Annotated in this window: 14 protein-coding genes; 5 read left to right on the plus strand and 9 right to left on the minus strand. The window is 64.9% G+C overall.

The window, feature by feature from the left end; all coding sequences use genetic code 11:
* Genes ACO07D_RS00475 through ACO07D_RS00490 form a run of 4 tightly spaced genes read right to left on the minus strand, consistent with a single transcriptional unit; the run spans window position 1 to window position 5,745 of the window.
* Window positions 1-2,841 (minus strand): FAD-dependent oxidoreductase, encoded by a 2,841-nt coding sequence (locus tag ACO07D_RS00475; protein WP_421700965.1) that lies wholly within the window; start codon window positions 2,839-2,841, stop codon window positions 1-3.
* Complete coding sequence (locus tag ACO07D_RS00480; RefSeq protein ID WP_421700966.1) at window positions 2,838-3,104, minus strand: sarcosine oxidase subunit delta; 267 nt, start codon at window positions 3,102-3,104, stop codon at window positions 2,838-2,840. The genes ACO07D_RS00475 and ACO07D_RS00480 overlap by 4 nt, the downstream gene beginning before the upstream one ends.
* Window position 3,105: 1 nt before the next feature.
* On the minus strand, window positions 3,106-4,347 hold the full coding sequence (locus tag ACO07D_RS00485) for an FAD-dependent oxidoreductase (RefSeq protein ID WP_421700967.1): 1,242 nt from the start codon (window positions 4,345-4,347) through the stop codon (window positions 3,106-3,108).
* A gap of 21 nt (window positions 4,348-4,368) precedes the next feature.
* Window positions 4,369-5,745: an MmgE/PrpD family protein gene (locus ACO07D_RS00490; RefSeq protein ID WP_421700968.1), complete on the minus strand. Its 1,377-nt coding sequence runs from the start codon at window positions 5,743-5,745 to the stop codon at window positions 4,369-4,371.
* Between the two features lie 164 nt (window positions 5,746-5,909).
* Here ACO07D_RS00490 and ACO07D_RS00495 point away from each other — a divergent pair, with 164 nt between their 5' ends.
* On the plus strand, window positions 5,910-6,809 hold the full coding sequence (locus ACO07D_RS00495; RefSeq protein WP_421700969.1) for a LysR substrate-binding domain-containing protein: 900 nt from the start codon (window positions 5,910-5,912) through the stop codon (window positions 6,807-6,809).
* 54 nt (window positions 6,810-6,863) lie between these two features.
* Here the strand turns inward: ACO07D_RS00495 and ACO07D_RS00500 are convergent, their stop codons facing one another.
* Together ACO07D_RS00500 and ACO07D_RS00505 are read right to left on the minus strand one after the other, a co-directional pair.
* Complete coding sequence (locus tag ACO07D_RS00500; protein WP_421700970.1) at window positions 6,864-9,311, minus strand: GcvT family protein; 2,448 nt, start codon at window positions 9,309-9,311, stop codon at window positions 6,864-6,866.
* Window positions 9,312-9,333: 22 nt separating this feature from the next.
* Window positions 9,334-10,584 carry an aminotransferase class V-fold PLP-dependent enzyme gene (locus ACO07D_RS00505; protein WP_421700971.1) on the minus strand — a complete coding sequence of 417 codons (1,251 nt, stop codon included), beginning with the start codon at window positions 10,582-10,584 and terminating at the stop codon, window positions 9,334-9,336.
* A gap of 163 nt (window positions 10,585-10,747) precedes the next feature.
* On the opposite strand from ACO07D_RS00505, the gene ACO07D_RS00510 reads away from it, so the two are divergent.
* From ACO07D_RS00510 to ACO07D_RS00525, 4 genes are all read left to right on the plus strand, one after another.
* Window positions 10,748-11,779 (plus strand): GlxA family transcriptional regulator, encoded by a 1,032-nt coding sequence (locus ACO07D_RS00510; RefSeq protein ID WP_421700972.1) that lies wholly within the window; start codon window positions 10,748-10,750, stop codon window positions 11,777-11,779.
* A gap of 86 nt (window positions 11,780-11,865) precedes the next feature.
* Entirely contained in the window at window positions 11,866-13,668 is a 1,803-nt protein-coding gene (locus tag ACO07D_RS00515; protein ID WP_421700973.1) for an FAD-dependent oxidoreductase, read from the plus strand.
* A 1-nt stretch (window position 13,669) separates the two neighbouring features.
* The gene (locus tag ACO07D_RS00520) at window positions 13,670-15,550 is read left to right on the plus strand and encodes a 2-oxoacid:acceptor oxidoreductase subunit alpha (protein WP_421700974.1); all 1,881 of its coding nucleotides are present in this window, start codon (window positions 13,670-13,672) and stop codon (window positions 15,548-15,550) included.
* Window positions 15,550-16,599, plus strand: coding sequence for a 2-oxoacid:ferredoxin oxidoreductase subunit beta (locus tag ACO07D_RS00525; protein ID WP_421700975.1), 1,050 nt, complete (start codon window positions 15,550-15,552; stop codon window positions 16,597-16,599). The genes ACO07D_RS00520 and ACO07D_RS00525 overlap by 1 nt, the downstream gene beginning before the upstream one ends.
* Window positions 16,600-16,771: 172 nt before the next feature.
* On the opposite strand, the gene nadC is transcribed toward ACO07D_RS00525, so the two are convergent.
* Genes nadC through nadA form a run of 3 tightly spaced genes read right to left on the minus strand, consistent with a single transcriptional unit; the run spans window position 16,772 to window position 20,250 of the window.
* A complete protein-coding gene (gene nadC, locus ACO07D_RS00530) occupies window positions 16,772-17,620 on the minus strand; it encodes a carboxylating nicotinate-nucleotide diphosphorylase (RefSeq protein WP_421700976.1) in 849 nt (282 codons plus the stop codon).
* Window positions 17,617-19,182 (minus strand): L-aspartate oxidase, encoded by a 1,566-nt coding sequence (locus tag ACO07D_RS00535; protein ID WP_421700977.1) that lies wholly within the window; start codon window positions 19,180-19,182, stop codon window positions 17,617-17,619. Before ACO07D_RS00535 ends, nadC begins: the two co-directional genes overlap by 4 nt.
* 18 nt (window positions 19,183-19,200) lie before the next feature.
* Window positions 19,201-20,250, minus strand: coding sequence for a quinolinate synthase NadA (gene nadA / locus ACO07D_RS00540; RefSeq protein WP_421700978.1), 1,050 nt, complete (start codon window positions 20,248-20,250; stop codon window positions 19,201-19,203).
* Window positions 20,251-20,403: the final 153 nt, after the last annotated feature.

Here is a 20,403-nt window from a genome sequence, read left to right on the forward strand (position 1 = left end):
TCACACCTCCTGCCGCGTATTTTCGGGATCGAAGAAGGCATGCGGGCCGACCGGCACCGTCACCCGCGCGCCGTTTCGGCATTTCACCGTGACGGGCGTGCCCAGGTCGGCATCGCGTCCATCCACATAGGCCAGCGCGATGTGCTTGCCCAAGGTGGGCGAGTAGAGCACCGAGGTCACATGGCCCACCGGCTCCTCGTCCCTGAGCACCAGGCAGCTTTCGCCGGGGATATCGCCGCCGTCGAAGCTCAGCCCGACCAGCTTGCGCGGCAGGCCCTTGTTGCGGCGCATTTCAATCGCGCGTTTGCCGACGAAGAAGGGTTTGGTTTTCGAAATCGCCCAGCCGAAGCCCAGCTCATCCGGCGAGGTCAGCGCATCGGTGTCCTGACCGATCAGGATGTGACCCTTTTCCAGGCGCAGGATGCGGCTGGCCTCCAGCCCGTAGGGGCGCAGACCGACGGGGTCGCCCGCCGCCAGGATCGCGTCCCAGAGCGTCTTTGCCTGGCTCGATGGGCAGTGGAGTTCGTAACTCAGCTCGCCAGTAAAGCCGATCCGCATCGCGCGCACGGGCACGCCCGCGACCGTGCCGGAACGACCGTCGAGATAGGCGAAGCCGTCGCGGCTGAAGTCAATGTCGCTCTCCAGCCGCCCCACCACCTCACGCGCCTTCGGGCCGGTGATGTTGAAGCCGGAGAAGGCGGAGGTCACGTTCAGCACATCCACGTCCAGCCGCCACTGCGCATTCCAGAACAGCATATCCGCATAGACCCGCGCGACCGCGCCGGTGGTGGCGGTGACGTAGTACATATCCTCGGCCAGGCGATAGGCGACGCCGTCGTCGATGACAGTGCCCATTTCATTGGTCATCAGGCAGTAGCGGCAGCGGCCCACGGGCTGTTTCTTGTAGGCCATGGTATAGATGCGGTTGAGGAATTCGCCCGCATCCGGCCCGCGCACTTCAAGCCCGCCGAGGGTCGAGACATCGAGCACACCGACCCCTTCACGCACCGCGCGCACCTCTTCTTCGATCAGCCGTTCGGCATCCGCTTTGGGTCCGTAGAAATAGGGCCGCCACCAGGCGCCCACGGGCCGCATGTCGGCGCCCAGGCGCAGGTGTTCCTGGTGCAGGGCAGACCGCCGTTCAGCCGGGTGGTGGTGGCCGGACAGCACGCCCAGCGTCTCGGGCGCGAAGGGCGGGCGGGCGGTGGTCACGCCGGTCTGGGCGATGGTGCGGTCGGTGGATTTCGCCACGATCCGCGCGGTGGCCAGCGCCGAGTGGCGGCCCTGGCTCGGCCCCATGCCGACCGTGGTGAAACGCTTGATCAGCTCCAGCTCGCGGTAGCCTTCCTTGGTGGCGTTCTGCAGGTCCTTGACCTGGATATCCTCGTCGCGGTCCACGAAATCCTTGCCCGTGGGGTGGGGGGAGATTTGCGGTTCGAAATTGGCCAGCGCGGCTTCGGGGTCGGCCACAGGGGGCACGTCGCGGGTGGGCAGGGCGAGGCGAGAGAGCGCCCTTTGCGCCACGATCTGGGCGTCGGTCATCACCGCCTCGGCCCCCACCGCGCCATTGACGCTGCCGGAAACGCCCAGAGGTGCCTCGGGCAGGGTCAGCGAGAAACGCGCGGTCGCATCGTCATAGCCCAGTTTCGCGCCCGCCTGGCAGGGCAGTTGCCACATGGGGGCGCTGCCCACCGAGATCACCACGAGGTCGCAGGCGATACGCGCACCCTCGACGGTGACACCGGTCACGCGGCGCTTGCCGTGAGCTTCGGAGATCGTACCGGTGCGGATGTCGACGCCATTCTGGCGCAGGGTGTCGGCGGTGTCTCCGCCCGAGCCTCCGGGGCGGGGGTCCACCACGGCGGCGACCTCCACCCCTGCCTCCAGCAGGTCCAGCGCCACGCGGTAGCCGTCGGGATTGGCGGCCAGCACCACGGCGCGTTGGCCGGGTTTGACCGCGTAATGGCGCATGAGCCGCTGCACGGCGGAACCGAGTAGAATGCCCGGCAGGTCATTGTTGCGGAAGACGGCGGGCTGTTCGATGCAGCCGGTGGCCAGGATGACCTCGCGCGCGCGGGTCTTGTAGAGCTTGTTGCCCTGGATAAGCGGTAGCCAATTGTCCTCGAACCAACCGTTCACCAGTGTATGGGTCATGACGCGCAGGCTCTCGCAGGCCTTGGCGCGGGTCAGCAGGTCGGGCAGGATCGCGTCCCCACCACGCCGGTAGGTGAGCGCACCGCCCAGGTCCGGCTCCATCTCGGCCAGGATCACATCGGCGCCCGCCTCGGCGGCCTCGATGGCGGCGGTCAGACCGGCCAGACCGCCGCCCACGACCAGGACATCACAGAAGAGATTGGCCTTTTCGAAGTCCTGATGCGCGGCCTTTGTGTCCAGCACGCCCAGGCCCGCTTTCTTGCGGATGAGCGGCTCCCAGAACTTCAGCCAGCTGTTTCGAGTGGGCCCCATGAAGGTGCGGTAATAGAAGCCCACCGGCATGAAGCGACCGAGCTTGTCCATGAAGGCATCACGGTCGCGCGCGAGGCTGCCGTTCACGTTCTGGGCGGTCACCGTCAGCCCCTCGGAAATCTGATGACGGTCGGCCTGCACGTTGGGGTCGGACGGCAGCTGCACCAGCGTATCGGCCTCCGCCCCGGCCATGGACATGAGCCCCCTCGGGCGGTGGTATTTGAAACTGCGCGACAGCATCCATTGGTCGTTGGCAGCGAGCGCCGAGGCGATCACATCGCCCTTCAGCCCGGTGAAATGCTGACCTTCGAAGGTGAAGCTCACTGGCGCATTTCGGTCGATGCGCGAGCCGTATGGGGCGGGCAGGCGGGTCATGCGCGGGCCTCCAGATCAGCGGGATCGAAGGTGCGGATCACCTCGTTCGTGGTGGCGTGGCGTTCGGCCAGGAAGAAGTAGTTCGAGGGCACGTGGCGCCACCATTCGGTGATGACCCCGGTCGAATTGTCGGCGCGAAACAGGTGGCGGGCCCAGTCCTGATCGGAGGTCGTGGCCGGGTCCGGGTCGGGTTTCACGGGCCCGAAACACTGGAATTCGTTGATATTGCGCGGGCCGTTCATCGGGCAGGTGAGGATCTTCATATCAGTGACTCGCGGCCGTGGCGCCCATTTCATTGAGCAGGTCAAAGCGGGCGAAACGCTCCATGGTGAAGGGTTCCAGGATCGGGGCGACGCGCTCGTTGGCAATCGTCTGGGCCATGTATTTCCCGGCCACCGGCGTGGCCTTGAACCCCCAGGTGCCCCAGCCGCAATCGAGCCAGAGATTGCTCAGCGGGCTCGCCCCCATGATCGGCGAATAATCCGGCGTCATGTCGGTGATCCCCGCCCATTGGCGCATCAATCGCACCCCTTGCAGGAAGGGGAAAAGATGGGTCGCGCCCTCGGCCAGGTGTTCCTTCATGTCGAGCGTCGAGCGGGTGGAATAGAGCTGATAGGGGTCCGAGCCGCCGCCGATCACGATCTCCCCGCGTGACGATTGCACCAGGTAGGTGTGCAGGCTGACCGAGCTGACCAGAGTATGCAGCCAGGGTTTCAGCGGCTGGGTGACCATGGCTTGCAGCGGGTAGCAGCGAATGGGCAGTTCAACCCCGGCCTTCAACGCCATGTCGTAGTTCATGCCGCCGACGGCAATCATCACCTGACCGGCGGCGATATCGCCGCGATTGGTGCGCACCTTGGTGATCTTGTCGCCCTCGGTGTCAAACCCCTGCACCTCGGTGCGCTGGTGGATCTCGACACCCCGGCGCGCGGCCTGCGCGGCATAGCCCCAGGCGACCGCATCGTGGCGCGCGGTGCCGCCGTCGGCGTGCCAGAGCCCGCCGGTAATTTCGAGCGGCCCGCCTTCGTCCATGTTCAGATGCGGGCTGAGTTCGCGCACGGTCTGCGCGTCCACCACCTCGATATTCGTGCCCGCCTGTTTGCCCATCTCGGCGCGCAGGTGGAAGCTGCGCAGGGTCGCCTCGGTATGGGCGAGGGTCAGCTGGCCGCGTTGCGAGAACATGACGTTGAAGTCGAGTTCCTCGCTCATCTCCTCATAAAGCTCGACCCCTTCCTTGTAGAACGCGATCCCCTCCTTGGTGATGTAGTTCGAGCGGATCGTGGTGGTGTTGCGCGCGGTGTTGCCGCCGGCGAGATACCCTTTCTCCAACACCGCGATATTGGTGATGCCGTGGTATTTCGACAGGTAATGGGCGCAGGCGAGGCCATGGCCGCCGCCCCCAACGATCACCACATCATAGGTTGGTTTCAAGTCGGGCGTGGCGGGGATGTCGCCAGTGACAGGATAGTCACGCGAGACCGCGTATTTCAGAAGCCGAAGGGGCATGTCAGGGGCCTTGTGCGTAGGTCAGGGAGCGTCGAAGATCAGCGCGCCGAGGTCGGAGAACCTGGCATCCGGCTGTGTCAGCCCCAGCACCGCGTCGCGGATGGCGCCCGCGCGGGCCGCGCCCAGGGACGGGGTGGCGAATTCCATGAACTTCTGCACCACCTCGTCGCGGTCCATCGGTGCCTCGGGCCCGCCGCGCGCGTGCACGTCGCCGGAGGTCAGCTCGCGCCCGTCCACGGTGGAGATCACCACATCGGCAACGCGGCAGGCCGGGAACCGGTCGGAGTGGCGGGCGGCTTCCTGCACCGTGATCCGGTCGACGATCTGCGCCACCAGCGGATCGGTCAGCCCGTCACCGGTGATGTGTTCGACCCCGATGCGGCCATGCGCCACCATGGTCGCGACCGCGAAGGGCAGGGAGTATTGCGCCTTCGAGGTATCGTCGGGCATGCCCTGGAACAGGCAGGCGCTTTCGTGGAAGGTGTTGACCTCGATCGCGGCGATCTGGTCATGGGTCAGACCATGCTCGCGGATCAGCGCGCGGGTGGCGTCGATCGCCGCATGGGCCCAGCGGCAGATCGGGTAGGGTTTCACATATTGATGCTCCATCTGCCAGAAGGTGCCCAGGTCGTCCCAGTGATGGGCAACGCGGTCTTCCTCGATGGTGATCGCGGGGGCACCGGTAAAGCCGTTTTCGGCCAGCACGGCGGAGGACAGCCCGACCATCGCGCCCCAGCCGGAACCGTCATGCAGCATGGTGGGGTTGGCGATCTCGCGCATCATCTGGCTGCGCGGGCCGTGGTATTCGGCAATGCCCATGGCCTGGCGCATCTGCTCGGCCGACATGCCGCGCATCCGCGCCGCCATGGCCACCACGCCAAGCGCGTTCCAGGCGCCGGAGGTGTGATAGTCGCAGGCGGTGTCATGCAGGCTGATGCCCGCGCGCCCGGCGACCTCATAGCCCACGGTCACGGTGGCCAGTGCCTCGCGGCCCGAGAAATCATCGACAGTTTCCGACAGGGCCGCCAGGGCAGGGACCACCACCACGCCGATATGGCCCTTGGTGGGGTTATAGCCGTCATGGCCGTCCAGGTTGTCGGTCTGGGTCGCGGCGGCGAAACCGGCGCCCGCCAGGCTGACGCGCCGCCCGTCGAACATCATGCGAGCGGAGGTGCCGGGCTGATCGGTGCCATAGAGCGCCACCGCCCCATCGCGGGCAATGCGCCCGGCGTCCATCGGGCCCGCACCGATGGTGATGCCCAGCGTGTCCAGCAGCATCAGCGCGGCAGCCTCCAGCGTTTGCTCGGGGAAAGCCTCGACCGGACGGGTCAGGGTGAACTCGGCCACGCGCGCGAACGTGTCAGAGGTCGCAGGGTCGGTATGGGTGCTGTCAGCCACGGGTCTGCCTTGAGGTTGATGAACCGGTTTTCCCCAGCCTAGGCCGGGAACCCGCCCGCCTCACGAAAACAAAAAAAGGGCTGAGGCACCGGATTTTTTGTACCACTCGGGCCCGCGCGGGCGTATGCCGGGGTAAGCCCCCCATCCCACGCCCGGATATCGCCATGCATCTGCCCCACCTGACCTTCCTGCGTAGCTTCGAGGCCTCGGCCCGCCACATGAGCTTTACCAATGCCGCGGTGGAGCTGAACTGTACCCAGTCGGCGGTCAGTAACCACGTGAGATCGTTGGAGGATTTCATTGGTCGCCCGCTGTTCGTGCGTCACCCCCGGTCGCTATCGCTGACCGATGTGGGCGAGGCCTATCTACCCTCGGTGCGCCATGCGTTGCAGGAAATCGACCGCGCCACGCAGTCGCTGATCGCCCAGACCCACAAGCGCGAAGTGGTGGTGTCCTGCCCAATCAGCCTGGCCGCCTATTGGCTGCCCGAGGTGATCCGTGGGTTTAGTGAGGCGCACCCGGGCATCGACCTGACGGTGCATGGCACGATCTGGACGGATGTGGAGGAAAACGTCTCGGACATCTCGATTTCGATCAACCATGTGGATGATATTACCCCGGATCTGACCCGGCTCTGGGCCGAGGATTTGACGGTGCTCTGCGCGCCGGACTACCGGGTAAAGGGCGAGCCGGTGACACGGCCCGAGCAGCTTTATGACGCTGGTCTGATCCATATCCTGGGGCGGTTGGAGTATTGGAAGCTGATGACCCGCGCCCTGGACCTGGCCGAGATCGACCTGAACGCGGGGCCCAGCACCAGCGCCACAAACCTGGCGTTGGAAATGGCGGTGCAGGGGCTGGGCTGTGTCGCCGCGCCCCGCTCGCTGGCGCATAATTACCTGGCGCGCGGTTTGCTGGTGGAACCCTTCGGGGTCAGGGTCGACAGCCCCTGGGTCTATTGCCTGCGAGTGAAGGAAAAATCCGTTACCCCGACCGTGAAACTGTTCCTGGAATGGCTGCGCACGGCGGCCAAGGCGCAGGACGACTGGATGCGTCAGGCGTGAGAACGCCGCCCGGCGCGGGGCAGGGCGGCATTGGTTTTTCTTTTCAGGCCTGGATTACGCCGGGGTCAGCTGGGCCGTCTGGTCAGTGCCGCGCAGGCGGGCACCGGAGGGGTCAAAAGGCGCCTCGGCCAGGATGCGGGCCCTGTGGGGTTTGCCCAGCACCATGATCTCGACCGTATCGCCCGGCTGCGCCGCCTTCGGGTCGCGAAAGCCCACCGCCAGCGACTTGCCGACCGAATAGCCATAGGCGCCGGAGGTCACGCGGCCGACGGGGGTGCCACCCTCGGCAAAGATCGGCTCGCCGCCGGTGGCGTCGGCATCTTCGGTGACATCCAGTTCAAACAGCGCCAGCACCTCGCGCGGGTCGTTGTCCTTGACGGCCAGGTAGGCCTCCTTGTGCAGGAAATCCTTGTCGAGCTTGATCAGACCGTCCAGCCCCAGCTCCTGCGGCCAGTATTCCTGGCTGTATTCGCGACCCCAGGAGCCATAGCCTTTCTCGATCCTGAGCGACCCCAGCGCACGGCCCCCAACAGGCCCGCCGCCCTGGGCCTTGGCCGCATCAATCAGCGCGGTGTAGAGCGTGACCTGGTCGGCCTCGGCACAGTGCAGCTCCCACCCCAGGTCGCCGGTAAAGCTGACGCGGATGGCGGTGCAATCCACCCCCGCGACGGTGATCTTCTGCGAGCGCATGAAGCGGAACGCCTCGTTCGACAGGTCGGCGTCCGTGAGTGTGGCCAATGCGGCGCGGGATTTCGGCCCGGCGATGTTGAACCCGGCGATCTTGTCGGTGGCAATCTCCAGCGTCGTGCCCTCGGGCAGGTCGACCATCTGGAAGAAGCGCTGGTGATAGCGTTCGGCCATGCCCGAGCCGATCATCATGTATTCGTCATCCGCCAGCTTGGTGATGGTGAAATCCCCCGCAACCCCGCCGCGCACGGAGATGAGCGGCGTCAGGCAGGAGCGGCCAATGACGGTGGGCACACGGTTCGCGACCAGTTTGTCGAGCCAGTCATAAGCGCCCGGCCCCTTCACCACGTAATTGGCGAAGTTGGAGATATCGATCACGCCCACGGCCTCGCGCAGCATGTTCACTTCGCGGCCCACCGGGTCGAACCAGTTCTGGCGGGTGAAACCGATGGTTTCCTCGGTGCCCGGCGCGTCCGCGAACCAGAGCGGGTGTTCCCAGCCGCAGTTCAGGCCGAAGACCGCGCCCATGTCCTTTTGCATCTCATAGGCCGGGCGCACGCGGGCGGGGCGGCCTGCGCTGCGTTCCTCGTTGGGGAAGTGGATCTTGAAGCGGTGGACATAGCTGTCCTTGACCCGCGCCTTGGTGAATGCCTTGTCGGCCCAGTCGCCGAAACGGGCGAGATCCCAGGCGAACATGTCGTATTGCGGCTCGCCTTCGATCATCCATTGCGCGGCCAGAAGGCCCAGGCCACCGGATTGCGAGAAGCCCGGGATCAGCCCGCCGATCAGGAAGTAGTTCTTCAACTCCGGCACCGGACCCCAGAGCATGTTGGAGTCGGGCGACCAGATCATCGGCCCGTTGATCACGCGTTTGACGCCCGCCGTGGCGGCGACCGGCACACGTTCGGTGGCGCGGATGACGTTTTCCATGATCCGGTCGAGGTCATCGGGGAAAAGGTCATGGGCGAAGTCGAGCGGCGTGCCGTCCTCGGCCCAGAACTTCATCTCCTTCTCATAGGCGCCGATCAAGAGCCCGTTGCCTTCCTGGCGGAAGTAATATTCGCCATCGCGGTCGGCGATGGAGGGCAGGCGGCGGCCCAGGTTGGCGACCTCGTCAATGGTTTCGGTGACGAAATACTGATGCTCGGTCGGCTGCAACGGCAGGGTCAGACCCGCCATCGCGGCCACTTCACGCCCCCAGAGGCCCGCAGCATTGACCACCCATTGCGTGTGAATATCGCCCTTGGTGGTGCGCACGATCCAGCTGCCGTCGGGCTGCTGTTCGGTGCCAATGACCGGGCAGAACCGTTCGATGGTGGCCCCCATGGCGCGGGCACCGGCGGCATAGGCATGGGGCACGCCGGAGGGGTCCACATTGCCGCCATCGGGTTCGAACATGATGCAGCGCACGTCATCGAACTGCGCCAGCGGGTGCAGTTCTTGCGCCTGTTCGCGGCTGACTTCGTGGAAGTTCAGACCATAGAACCGCGCTTTCGCCTCCTGCAGGCGCAGCTGATGTTCGCGCTCTTCCGTTTGGGCCAGGTACAGGCTGCCGGGCTGGAACACGCCGCAGCTCTGGCCCGTCTCCTGCTCCAGCTCCTTGTAGAGGTTCATCGTATAGTGCTGGATGCGGGTGATGTTGTTGTTGTCATGCAGCCCGTGGATGTTCGCGGCGGCATGCCAGGTGGAGCCGGAGGTCAGCTCGTCCCGTTCCAACAGGATCGAATCCGTCCAGCCGAGTTTGGCCAGGTGATAGAGGATCGAGGTGCCGGCAAGCCCGCCACCGATCACAACGGCCTGTGCGTGGGTTTTCATGGTTCGTCCTTCCTGTCCCGCCTCAGGCGGCGATCTCTTTCATGGCGGCGAGGAATTGGGCGACCTCGCCTGTGGAATTATAGTGGCACATGGAGACACGTACACAGCTGTCCAGCCCGAGAGGCGAGAGGATATTGCCGGAATAGTGGTCCGCCTTGCGCAGATGGGTGCGGATGCCCTGATTGTTGAGCTGCTTGACCACATCCACCGAGGCTACGCTGTCCACCACCAGCGAGACCAGCCCCTCGCGCGCGGGGTTGTCCACACCGCCCAGGATGGTGACGCCGGGCAGTTCGGCCAGGCCCGGCAGGTTGCCGGTGCCGTGGATCATCGCGTCGGTCAGGGCCTTTTCCTGGGCGTGGATCGCTTCGCCCGCGGCCAGGAACTTGCCGCGTCGGTCGGTGGCGTCGCTGACCTGGCTGCCCAGCCATTCAAAGTAGCTCACGACCTCGGACATGGTGGCATAGGCGCCGGTGTCACGCGTGCCCATCTCCCAATTCTCGGCGGGGCCATCGATCAGCGCGTTGTGTTCGACATGGGTCAGCCGGTCGGAAATCCAGGCCACGCCATAACCGTGGCGCGAGAAGACCTTGTAGGGCGAGATCACATAGCCGTCGACATCGTACTCGGTCAGGTCGATGCGCCCATGGGCCGCGTGCTGGATCCCGTCGACGATGATCAGACAATCGGGCGCAACCGCGCGGATCGCCTTGGACACGGCGCCCACGTCCACCCCCATGCCGGTGACCGGCGAGGTGTGCAGGATCGTCGCGACCTTGGTGTCGGGGGTGACGGCGGCGGCGTAAGCCTCGGCCGTCACGGTGCCGGTGGCGTCGTCATGGGGAATCAGAACGTGGCGCTGACCGGCGATGCGGGCCCAGCGGTCACAGGCGGATCGGGTGGCCGGGTGTTCCAGGGTCGATCCCAGAACCACGCCTTCGCCCGCTGCCAGACAAGCGTTCATGATCAGGCGAAACAGCAGCTCGGTGCCGCTTTCACCAACAAAGAACTGCCCGCCGGGGGCGTTCATGAACTCCGCCATGTCCGCCTTGGCCTTGTTGATCGTTGCCACAAGCGCGTGCGCCCCGGGGTTGTCGCGACCCTGGTTGTCAGGAATCGCGGCGTGGCGCGCGGAGCTGTCCAGCACCGCGTTCAGCGTCAGCGCGCCGCCTGCGTTTTCGAAGAAGATGCGCGGGCCCTGTTCGGGGCAATGGTCGACTTGGGCAAAACGGCTGCGGATGTCTTCCAGCAGGGCGTCGGTTATCTGGCTCATCGGTGTCCACTCTGATGACGATCGGGTTTCGATGGAGCCTAGGCCGCCCGCCCCAACAAGACATGCAAAAAAAAGCGGGGCAAAGGCCGCAAAAATCTTGTGCCACGGCGGCGCACGCGCGGGGTAGGGTCCAGCGACCAACCCCGAAGGCAAGGGCAGGGATATGGATCAGGGCACGGGACAGGGCACAAGTCCGCTGACATTCGTCTTCATCCTGGTGCCGGATTACAGCGCCCTGTCGCTGATATCCGCGCTGGAAACCCTGCGCGTGGCCAATCGCGGGCAGGAGCGGCCGCCTTTTGCCTGGCAGGTGCTCAGCGTGGATGGCGGGCCGGTGGCAAGCTCGCTTGGGGCCGAGATGCCGGTGGACGGGCCGTTGCGTGATATTGGCCGACGCGAGATTCTGCTGTTGGTCAGCGGCGCGAATGTGCAAGCGCAGGCCAGCCCGACGCTGATGGCGTGGCTGAGGCGCCAGCACCGGCGCGGAGCCCAGATCGGCGGGCTCTGCACTGCCGCGCATCTGCTGGCGGAGGCCGGGTTGCTCAGGCGGGCCAAGGCGACGATCCACTGGGAAAACCGCCATGCGTTTCAGGAAAGCTTTCCCGATGTCGAGCTGAGCGACCAGGTGTTTTTGGCCGAAGGCGCGGTGTTTTCGACTGCGGGCGGCACGGCCTCGATCGACCTGATCCTGGATCTGATCGCACGGGAACAGGGGCAGGGGCTGGCGAACCTGGTGGCGGGGCGGCTGAACTATCACGACATCCGCTTCCTGCAACGCAGCGCACGGGTCAGCATGCCGGGGCGTATCGGCATTCGCCACGCCAAGCTGCGGCTGGTCCTGGACCTGATGGAGGCGCATCTGGAAGAGCCGGTCAGCCCCGCCGCGCTGGCTGATCATGCGGGCATCTCGGTGCGCCAGCTGGAGCGGCTCTTTCGCCGATACCTCGGCTGCCCGCCAAAACGGTTCTACAACCAGCTGCGCCTGCAGCGGGCGCAGGACCTTCTGCTGCAATCGAAACTCAGCGTAACCGAGGTCAGCATCGCCTGCGGCTTCAACTCGATCACCCATTTCTCGAAACTGTTTCGCGAACGCTACGGGGTGTCGCCGACGCAGGTGCGCCGCGGGGTAAGCGCTCTCCCCCGCCTGTCCGGCGCTAACGGTGTCGCAAACAGTTCACAAAACGCCGGAAATTGATGCAGTAACCCTTTACAGCGCGCTGTTTTTGCAGGCTCATTGGGATGCCGTCGCATTGCGACGTCCGCCAGCCAAGGACTGCCAGCGTGAAACCGACAAACACAACAAACCCCGAATATTTCCACAAGGTCGTCGATTGCCAATATGCCTGCCCGGCCCATACGCCGGTGCCCGCCTATATCCGTGCGATTGCGCAGGAGCGCTACTCCGACGCCTATATGATCAACTGGGAAAGCAACGTCTTTCCGGGCGTTTTGGGCCGCACCTGCGACCGGCCCTGCGAACCGGCCTGCAGGCGGGGCCGGGTTGAAGAAGAACCGGTCGCGATCTGCCGCCTGAAACGGGTGGCCGCCGACAACAAGGATGACATTCGCGACCGTCTGCCCGGGGCAGGGGCCCCGAATGGCAAGAAGGTCGCGCTGATCGGCGGCGGCCCGGCCTCGCTGACCGTGGCGCGCGACCTGGCGCCGCTGGGGTATGAGCTGCACCTTTACGACGCGCAACCGAAGGGCGGCGGGTTCATGCGCTCGGAAATTCCCAGCTTCCGCCTGCCCGAAGAGGTGCTGGAGGAAGAGGTCGGGTACGTGCTGGACATGGGCATTCACACCCATTTCGACACTTATGTGGATAGCATGGCTGATGTGCTGGCCAAGGATTACGATGCGGTCTTCGTCGGCTGCGGCGCGCCCAGGGGCCGTGACCTGCCGAACCTGCCGGGCCGGGAAGAGGGCGCTAAGAACATCCATGTTGGGCTAGATTGGCTGGCAAATGTCGCCTTCAAACACACCGCCAAGATCGGCAAGAAGGTGATCGTGCTGGGCGGCGGCAACACGGCGATGGACTGCTGCCGCACCTCGCGCCGGTTGGGCGGGGAAGAGGTCAAGGTGATCGTGCGCTCGCCGTTCGAGGACATGAAGGCCTCGCCCTGGGAGAAAGAGGACGCGATCCACGAGGGCATCCCAATCCTGGACAACCACGTGCCGCTGGAATTCGTGGTCAAGGACGGCAAGCTGATCGGCATGAAGTTCGACAAGGTCGAAGCGCAATATGACGCGGACGGGCGGCGCAAGCTGGTCTCGACCGGCGAAGAGCCCGTTTACGTGGAATGCGACGACGTTCTGATCGCCATCGGCCAGGAGAACGCCTTCCCGTGGATCGAGAAGGAAACAGGGATCCGCTTTACCTCCTGGGGCACGCCGATCATCAATGATGACGAGACCTTCCAGTCGACCAACAAGAAGGTCTTTTTCGGCGGCGACGCGGCCTTTGGCCCGGCCAATATCATCACCGCGGTGGCCCATGGCCACAAGGCGGCGGTGTCGATCGACCTTTATTGCAACGGGCAGGATCTGGAGGACCGGCCGCCGCCCAATGTGACCCTGATCAGCCAGAAAATGGGCATTCACGAGTGGAGTTACGATTCCATTCCGGTGGATGACAAACGCGAGGCGGTGCCGCTGGTGGCGCTGGAAAAGGCGCTGGGGGATCGTGACCTGGAGGTCGAGCTGGGCTTTGACCCGGAAACCGCCTTCGTGCAGGCCGAACGCTGCCTGAACTGCGACGCGCAGACGGTCTTTACCGCGCCCAATTGCATCGAATGCGACGCCTGCGCGGATATCTGTCCCACGAGCTGCATCAACTTCGTGGAGAACGCGCCCGAGGACGATCTGCGCCCGCGCCTGATGGTGCCCGCCGACAACCCGGAACAGGATCTTTACGTCTCGGATACGCTGAACACCGGCAAGGTGCTGGTCAAGGACGAGGACGTCTGCCTGCACTGCGGGCTCTGCGCCGAACGCTGTCCGACGGCGGCCTGGGACATGCAACTGTTCACGTATAACACCGCCAAGGCGGCCCCGGAGCTTGTGCCCGGACTGGAGGCTCTGTGAGATGAAACAGATCGAAGGTATCAACGATTTCGTCGTCAAATTCGCGAACGTGAACGGCACCGGGTCGGCATCTGCCAACCACTTGTTTGCAAAGGCAATATTTCGCATGGGCATTCCGGTCTCCCCGCGCAATATCTTTCCGTCGAACATTCAGGGCTTGCCCACCTGGTACGAGGTGCGGGTGTCGAAAAACGGCTATCTGGGCCGGCGCGGCGGGGTTGATTTCATGGTCTCGGTCAACCCGCAGTCGATGGAAAAGGACATCGCGGCGGTCGAGCCGGGGGGCTATTTCCTCTATGACAACACCAAGCCCTTGGCGCCGCACCTGAAGCGTGACGACATCACCATGTTCGGCATTCCGCTGACGGAAATGTGCATGCGCGAATATGCCAATCCGCGCCTGCAGCAGCTGTTGAAGAACGTGGTCTATGTCGGCGCCATGGCGGCGCTGATCGACATTGATTTCCGGGTGCTGAAGGACCTCTTGAACGACCAGTTCAAGGGCAAGGAGAAGCTCATTTCCTCGAACGTGCATGCGCTTGAGATGGGGTATCAATACGCGACCGAGAACCTCCAATGCCCGCTGCCGATCCGGTTGGAGGCGGGGGTAAACCTGGCGCCGCATATCCTGGAAAGCGACCATATCCTGATGAACGGCAACACCGCCGCCGCCCTGGGCGCGATCTATGGCGGGGCGACCGTGGCGGCCTGGTATCCGATCACGCCGTCGACCTCCGTGGTGGATGCCTTCGCGAAATACGCCGAACGCATGCGCATCGACGCGGGCACCGGCAAGAAGAACTTTGCCATCGTGCAGGCGGAGGATGAACTGGCCGCCATGGGCATGGTGGTCGGTGCCGGCTGGAACGGGGCGCGGGCCTTTACCGCGACCTCCGGGCCGGGGCTGTCGCTCATGTCGGAATTCCTGGGGCTGGCGTATTTCGCCGAACTGCCGGTGGTGCTGATCAACGTGCAGCGCTCGGGGCCTTCCACGGGCATGCCCACGCGCAGCCAGCAATCGGATGTGTTGGCGGCGGCCTATGCCAGCCACGGCGATACGAAACATGTGCTTCTGTTCCCCGCAACCCCTTCGGAATGTTTCGAAATGTCGGCGCAGAGCTTCGATCTGGCCGAGCAGTTGCAGACCCCGGTGATCCTGATGACCGACCTGGACCTGGGCATGAACGACTGGATGTCGCCGCCCTTGGAGTGGGACGACGCGACCGAGATGCAGCGCGGCAAGGTGCTGGACGCCGCCGGGCTGGACGCGGCCGAGCAATGGGGCCGCTACCTGGACGTGGACGGCGACGGGATCTGCTATCGCACCCTGCCGGGCACGCATCCGTCGAAGGGCGCGTTCTTCACGCGCGGGTCGTCCAAGAACGAGATGGCGGTCTATTCCGAAAGCGGCGAGGATTACGTGAAGAACGTGGATCGCCTCTTGCGCAAGTTCGAGACCGCCAAGGCCTATGTGCCCCGGCCCAAGACACATCCGCCCATCGAGGTGAAAAAGCCCAAGACCAAGTTTAAGATCGGCGCGCTGTTCTTCGGCACCTCGGCCAGCCCGGCCTATGAGGCGGTCGAGATGCTGGCAGAGGAGGGCTATCCCATTGATACGATGCGCATTCGCGCCTTCCCGTTCCACCAGGAGATGGACAAGTTCATCCATGACCACAACGTGGTGTTCGTGATCGAACAGAATCGCGACGGGCAGATGCGCCAGCTGATCATGAACGAATGCCAGATCGAGCCGGACAAGCTGATCTCGGTGCTTAACTACTCGGGCACGCCGATCACGGCACGCCATATTGCGGGCAAGATCCGTGAAACCATCGGTACCAAAAAGGCCAAGGTTGTGCCTCTGAAGCGGGAGAAAGCCTGATGTCTTATGTAAAACCCAAATTCCGCCACCCGAACCTGCCGACGAACCGGCGCGGCTATACGGTGGCCGATTATGATGGTGCGATTTCAACGCTTTGCGCGGGCTGCGGGCATGACAGTATCTCGGCCGCGATCCGCAATGCGTGCTTCAAATCGGCGATCGAGCCGCACCGGATCGCCAAGGTCTCGGGCATCGGCTGTTCGTCGAAGATGCCGACGTACTTTTTGGGCAAGAGCCACGGGTTCAACTCGGTCCACGGGCGCATGCCGTCGGTGGCGACGGGGGCGTCCTTGGCGAACCGCGACCTGACCTATATCGGCGTGTCCGGGGACGGGGATACGGCGTCCATCGGCATGGGGCAGTTCGTGCACCTGGTGCGCCGCAATCTGAACATGACCTATATCGTTGCGAACAACGGCTGTTACGGGCTCACCAAGGGTCAGGACAGTGCGACGGCGGATATCGGGTCCGTGGCCAAGGGCGGGGCGGTGAACCCGTTCGAGGGGATCGATCTTGCGAGCCTCGCGCTGCTGCAGGGCGCCAGTTTCGTTGCGCGCAGTTTTTCCGGCGACAAGGGGCAGTTGGAGCCGCTGATCCGCGCGGCCATGGCGCATAAGGGCTTTGCCTTCATCGACGTGGTCAGCCCGTGTGTGACCTTCAACAACCATGCCGGGTCCACGAAAAGCTATTCCGAGACCCGCGAGCATCTGACGCCCATGCCGGTGGAGTTCGTGCCGATGCGGGACGAGATCACCACCAATTACGATCCCGGCACGACCCAGGCGGTGACCCTGCATGACGGGTCGGTGATCCACCTGCAAAAGGCGGCGGATGGGGTGAAGACCGACGACCGCAACGCCGCGCTGATGCGCATGCAACAGGCGCGGGACGAGGGCAGCATCCTGACCGGGCTGATGTTTTTGGACCCGAACCAGGCGGACCTGACCCAGACCCTGAACCTGGCGACCACGCCGCTCAATGAGCTGGGCAAGGATGAGCTGTGTCCGGGGTCCAAGGTGTTGAAGAGCATCAACGAAGGGCTGCGATAACGGAAGCAGCGGGGCAGCGCCCGACCCTGGGTGGGCGCCCCGCAACCGTTCTGTGGAGCAACCGGCCCGCATCAAATGATACGCCTGTTCTGGGTGAAACGTCGGAAAAGCGCCCTCCCGTGGGGAGGGTCGGGCGCTGCCCCGCTGCGCGGGGCCGGGGGTTGCGTTCTTCTTAGAAATCCAACCCCAAATCCACAGTCCGCGCGGAGTGCGTCAGCGCACCAGACGAGATGTAATCCACCCCAGTGGCGGCAATCGAGGCAATCCGCTCCAGCGTGACATTCCCCGAAGCCTCGGTCTTCATCCGCCCGTCGACCATCGCCACGGCTTCCCGCAGCATATCATTGTCCATGTTGTCGAGCAGCACGACAGAGGCGCCGCCGACCTTGAGCACCTCGGCCAGCTGGTCCAGGCGGTCGACCTCGATCTCCACCGCCATCATGTGGCTGGCGGAGGCCTTGGTGGCCTCCAGAACGGCGCGCACGCCCCCGGCGGCGGCGATGTGGTTGTCCTTGATCAGGATCGCGTCGGACAGGGAATAGCGGTGGTTGAAGCCACCACCGTGCAGGACGGCGAGCTTTTCCGCCATGCGCAGGCCCGGGGTGGTCTTGCGGGTGCAGGTGATGCGGGTGTCCGTACCCGCGGCCGCGGCGACGAAACCGGCGGTCTTGGTGGCAATCCCGGTGAGCCGCCCGGCAAAGTTCAGCGCCACACGCTCGCCCGACAGGATCGAGGCGGCGGAGCCCTTGATTTCCATCAGCACGTCACCCTTGGCGCAGGGCTGGCCATCGGCGATATGGGTCACAATCTCCAGCGCCGGATCGACCAGGCGAAAGGCCAAAGCGGCGATCTGCATACCCGACACAACGGCATCTTCGCGCGCGTTCAGGCGGGCGTTGTAGGTCGTGCCAGACGGGATCACCGCGCGGGTGGTCACGTCGCCGTAGCTGCCCAGATCTTCCATCAGGGCGTTGCGGACCATCGGTTCCAGCACCAGGTCGGGCAGGGAGGCAAAACTCATGTCAATTCCTTGGTCACGACGGCGCGAACCTTTTGCGCCTGGGTCAATGTCTGGTGCGAGCGTTCGCCTGCGCCGGGCAGGGGCTCGGGGAAATCGGCGCGTTCATGGGCGCCGCGGCTTTCTTCGCGCATCAGCGCACCGGCGGCAATCAGCGTGGCGGTGGCGCACATGTTCAGGAAGGACGGGCTGTCGCCATGGGCGTCCTCCAGCCGGGCGATGGTGGTCAGGGCGCGGATCAGCCCTGCGCGGTCGCGCACCACGCCCACGTCGCGGGTCATGCACTGGCGCAGTTCGTCCACAGCCTCGGGGGCAGGGGGGGTGCCGCCAGGTTGGAAGGGGATCGCGACTGGGGCGGCCTGCGTGTGTTCCGGCGTTGCGGCGGCGATCCCGTCTGCGCAGATGCGGGCATAAACCAGCGCCTCCAGCAGGCCGTTCGACGCCAACCGGTTCGCGCCGTGCAGCCCCGTGGACGACGCCTCGCCACAGACCCAGAGCCCGGGCAGGGAGGCGCGGCCTTGCGTGTCCGTCGCAATGCCGCCCATGTGGTAATGGGCCGCCGGGGCGACCGGGATCGGTTCGCGGGCCGGGTCGATGCCATTGCGGGCGCAGTAGTCGGCCACGGAGGGGAACTGGGTCTTGATCGCCGCGCCGAGCGCTTCGCGGGTGTCCAGCATAGGGCGGTTGCCTGCCTGCACCTGGGCAAAGATCGCGCGGGCCACCACGTCGCGGGGGGCAAGCTCGGCGTCCGGATGGACCTCGGTCATGAACCGCTCGTCGTGCTTGTTGATCAGCACCGCACCTTCGCCGCGCAGGGCCTCGGTGGCGAGCGGCGCGGGGTCCTCGCCCACATCCATGGCGGTGGGGTGGAATTGCACGAACTCGGCGTCTGAGATCACCGCGCCGACCCGCGCCGCCATGCCGATGACCTGGCCGCGAATGCGATGCGGGTTGGTGGTGAGCGCATAGAGCCCGCCGGAGCCGCCACCGGCCAGCAGAACAGCCGGGCCGGAGAGGGTCACGGGGGCGGATCGGCCCTCGTCGCTTTCACAGAGGGTGACGCCGGTGACGCGGCCGTCGGTGACCTCCAGGTCGGTCGCGAGCGTGCCTTCCAGCACCTGAATGGACGGGGTCTGGCGCACCTGGTCGATCAGGGCGGCCATGATCTCGGCGCCGGCCTGGTCGCCCTTTACGCGCACCACGCGGGCGAAGCTGTGGGCGGCCTCGCGTGACAGCACGTAGCCGCCGTCCTCGGTCCGGTCAAAGGGGGTGCCCAGGCGCGTGAGGTCGAGGATATGGCGGCGCGCCTCGTCGGTGACCATGGCGGCGACCTCAGCGTCCACCGTGCCGGCGCCGGCGCTGACCGTATCCTCGGCGTGGTTCTTCGGGCTGTCCGCCGCATCCATCGCCGCCGCCACGCCGCCTTGCGCCCAGGCGGAGCTCGCCCCGTCGCCAAGCGGTTCGGGCGAGATCATCACCACGGGCCGGGGCGCCAGTTTCAGCGCGGCATAAAGCGCGCCCATCCCGGCGCCCACGATGATGATACGATCGGTGGAGATCCGCATGACCGACCCCGCCCCGGCTTACAGGCCCAGCTTGCGCGACAGGTCGATCATCGCCTGCACGGACTGGCGCGCCTTCACGGCGACCGCCGGGTCAACCTCGACCTGGTTGTCCATCGTGTGCAGGACGTAAAGGATCTTCTCCAGCGTGATTTTCTTCATGTAGGGGCACATGTTGCAGGGGCCGACGAAATCGACCTCCGGCAGCTCGTCGGCGATGTTGGAGGCCATCGAGCATTCGGTGATCAGCATCGCCTTTTCGGGCTTCTTGTCGGTCACATACTTGATGATACCGCTGGTCGAGCCGGAGAAATCGGCCTCCGCCACCACATCCGGCGGGCATTCCGGGTGCGCGATCAGCTGCGTGCCCGGGTTCCATTCGCGGAAGTCGCGCAGGTCCTGGGCGGTGTATTGTTCATGCACGATGCAGGAGCCGGGCCAATAGACCACGTTCTTGTCGGCCAGGTTGGCGACGTTCTGGGCCAGATACTGGTCCGGGGTCATGATGACCGTGTCGCTTTCCATCGCGTTGACGATCTGCACGGCGTTGGACGAGGTGCAGCAGATGTCCGAGGCCGCTTTGACCTCGGCGGTGGTGTTCACATAGGTGACGACCGGCGCGCCGGGGTATTTGGCGCGCATTTCCTCGATGCCCTCGGCGGTGATCGATTCCGCCAGCGAGCAACCGGCGGCCATGTCAGGCATCAGCACGGTTTTCTCGGGGCTGAGGATCTTCGAGGTCTCGGCCATGAAATGCACACCGGCCTGCACGATCACGTCGGCTTCGACCTCGGCGGCTTTCATCGCCAGTTGCAGGCTGTCACCGACGAAATCGGACACGCCGTGAAACACCTCGGGCGTCATGTAGTTGTGGCCCAGGATGACCGCGTTGCGTTCCTTCTTGAGCGTGTTGATCGCCTTCACGTAGGGCGCAAACACGGCCCAGTCGGGCGGCGTGATCACACGGTCCATGCGGGCGTAGGTCTCGGCCATCTCACCGGCGAGGGTGGGCGACGGTTCCAGGTCGTAATGCGCGCTCAGCACATCGCGGAGATTGGCAAGGTCCAACACGGCTGGTCTCCTCTTGCTGCCTTCTGCCTCCGTCCTGTGCGTTGCCCAAGCCCGGGCCGATGCGATCCCAAAGGCGGGAAACGACGCCTGGAACGGAAAGACGACCGTGGCTTACCGCATACAGAAGAGATATAATAGGGGGAAATTGGCGGG

This window comes from Aliiroseovarius sp., from assembly GCF_965228805.1.
Taxonomy (GTDB): Bacteria; Pseudomonadota; Alphaproteobacteria; order Rhodobacterales; family Rhodobacteraceae; genus JASBTN01.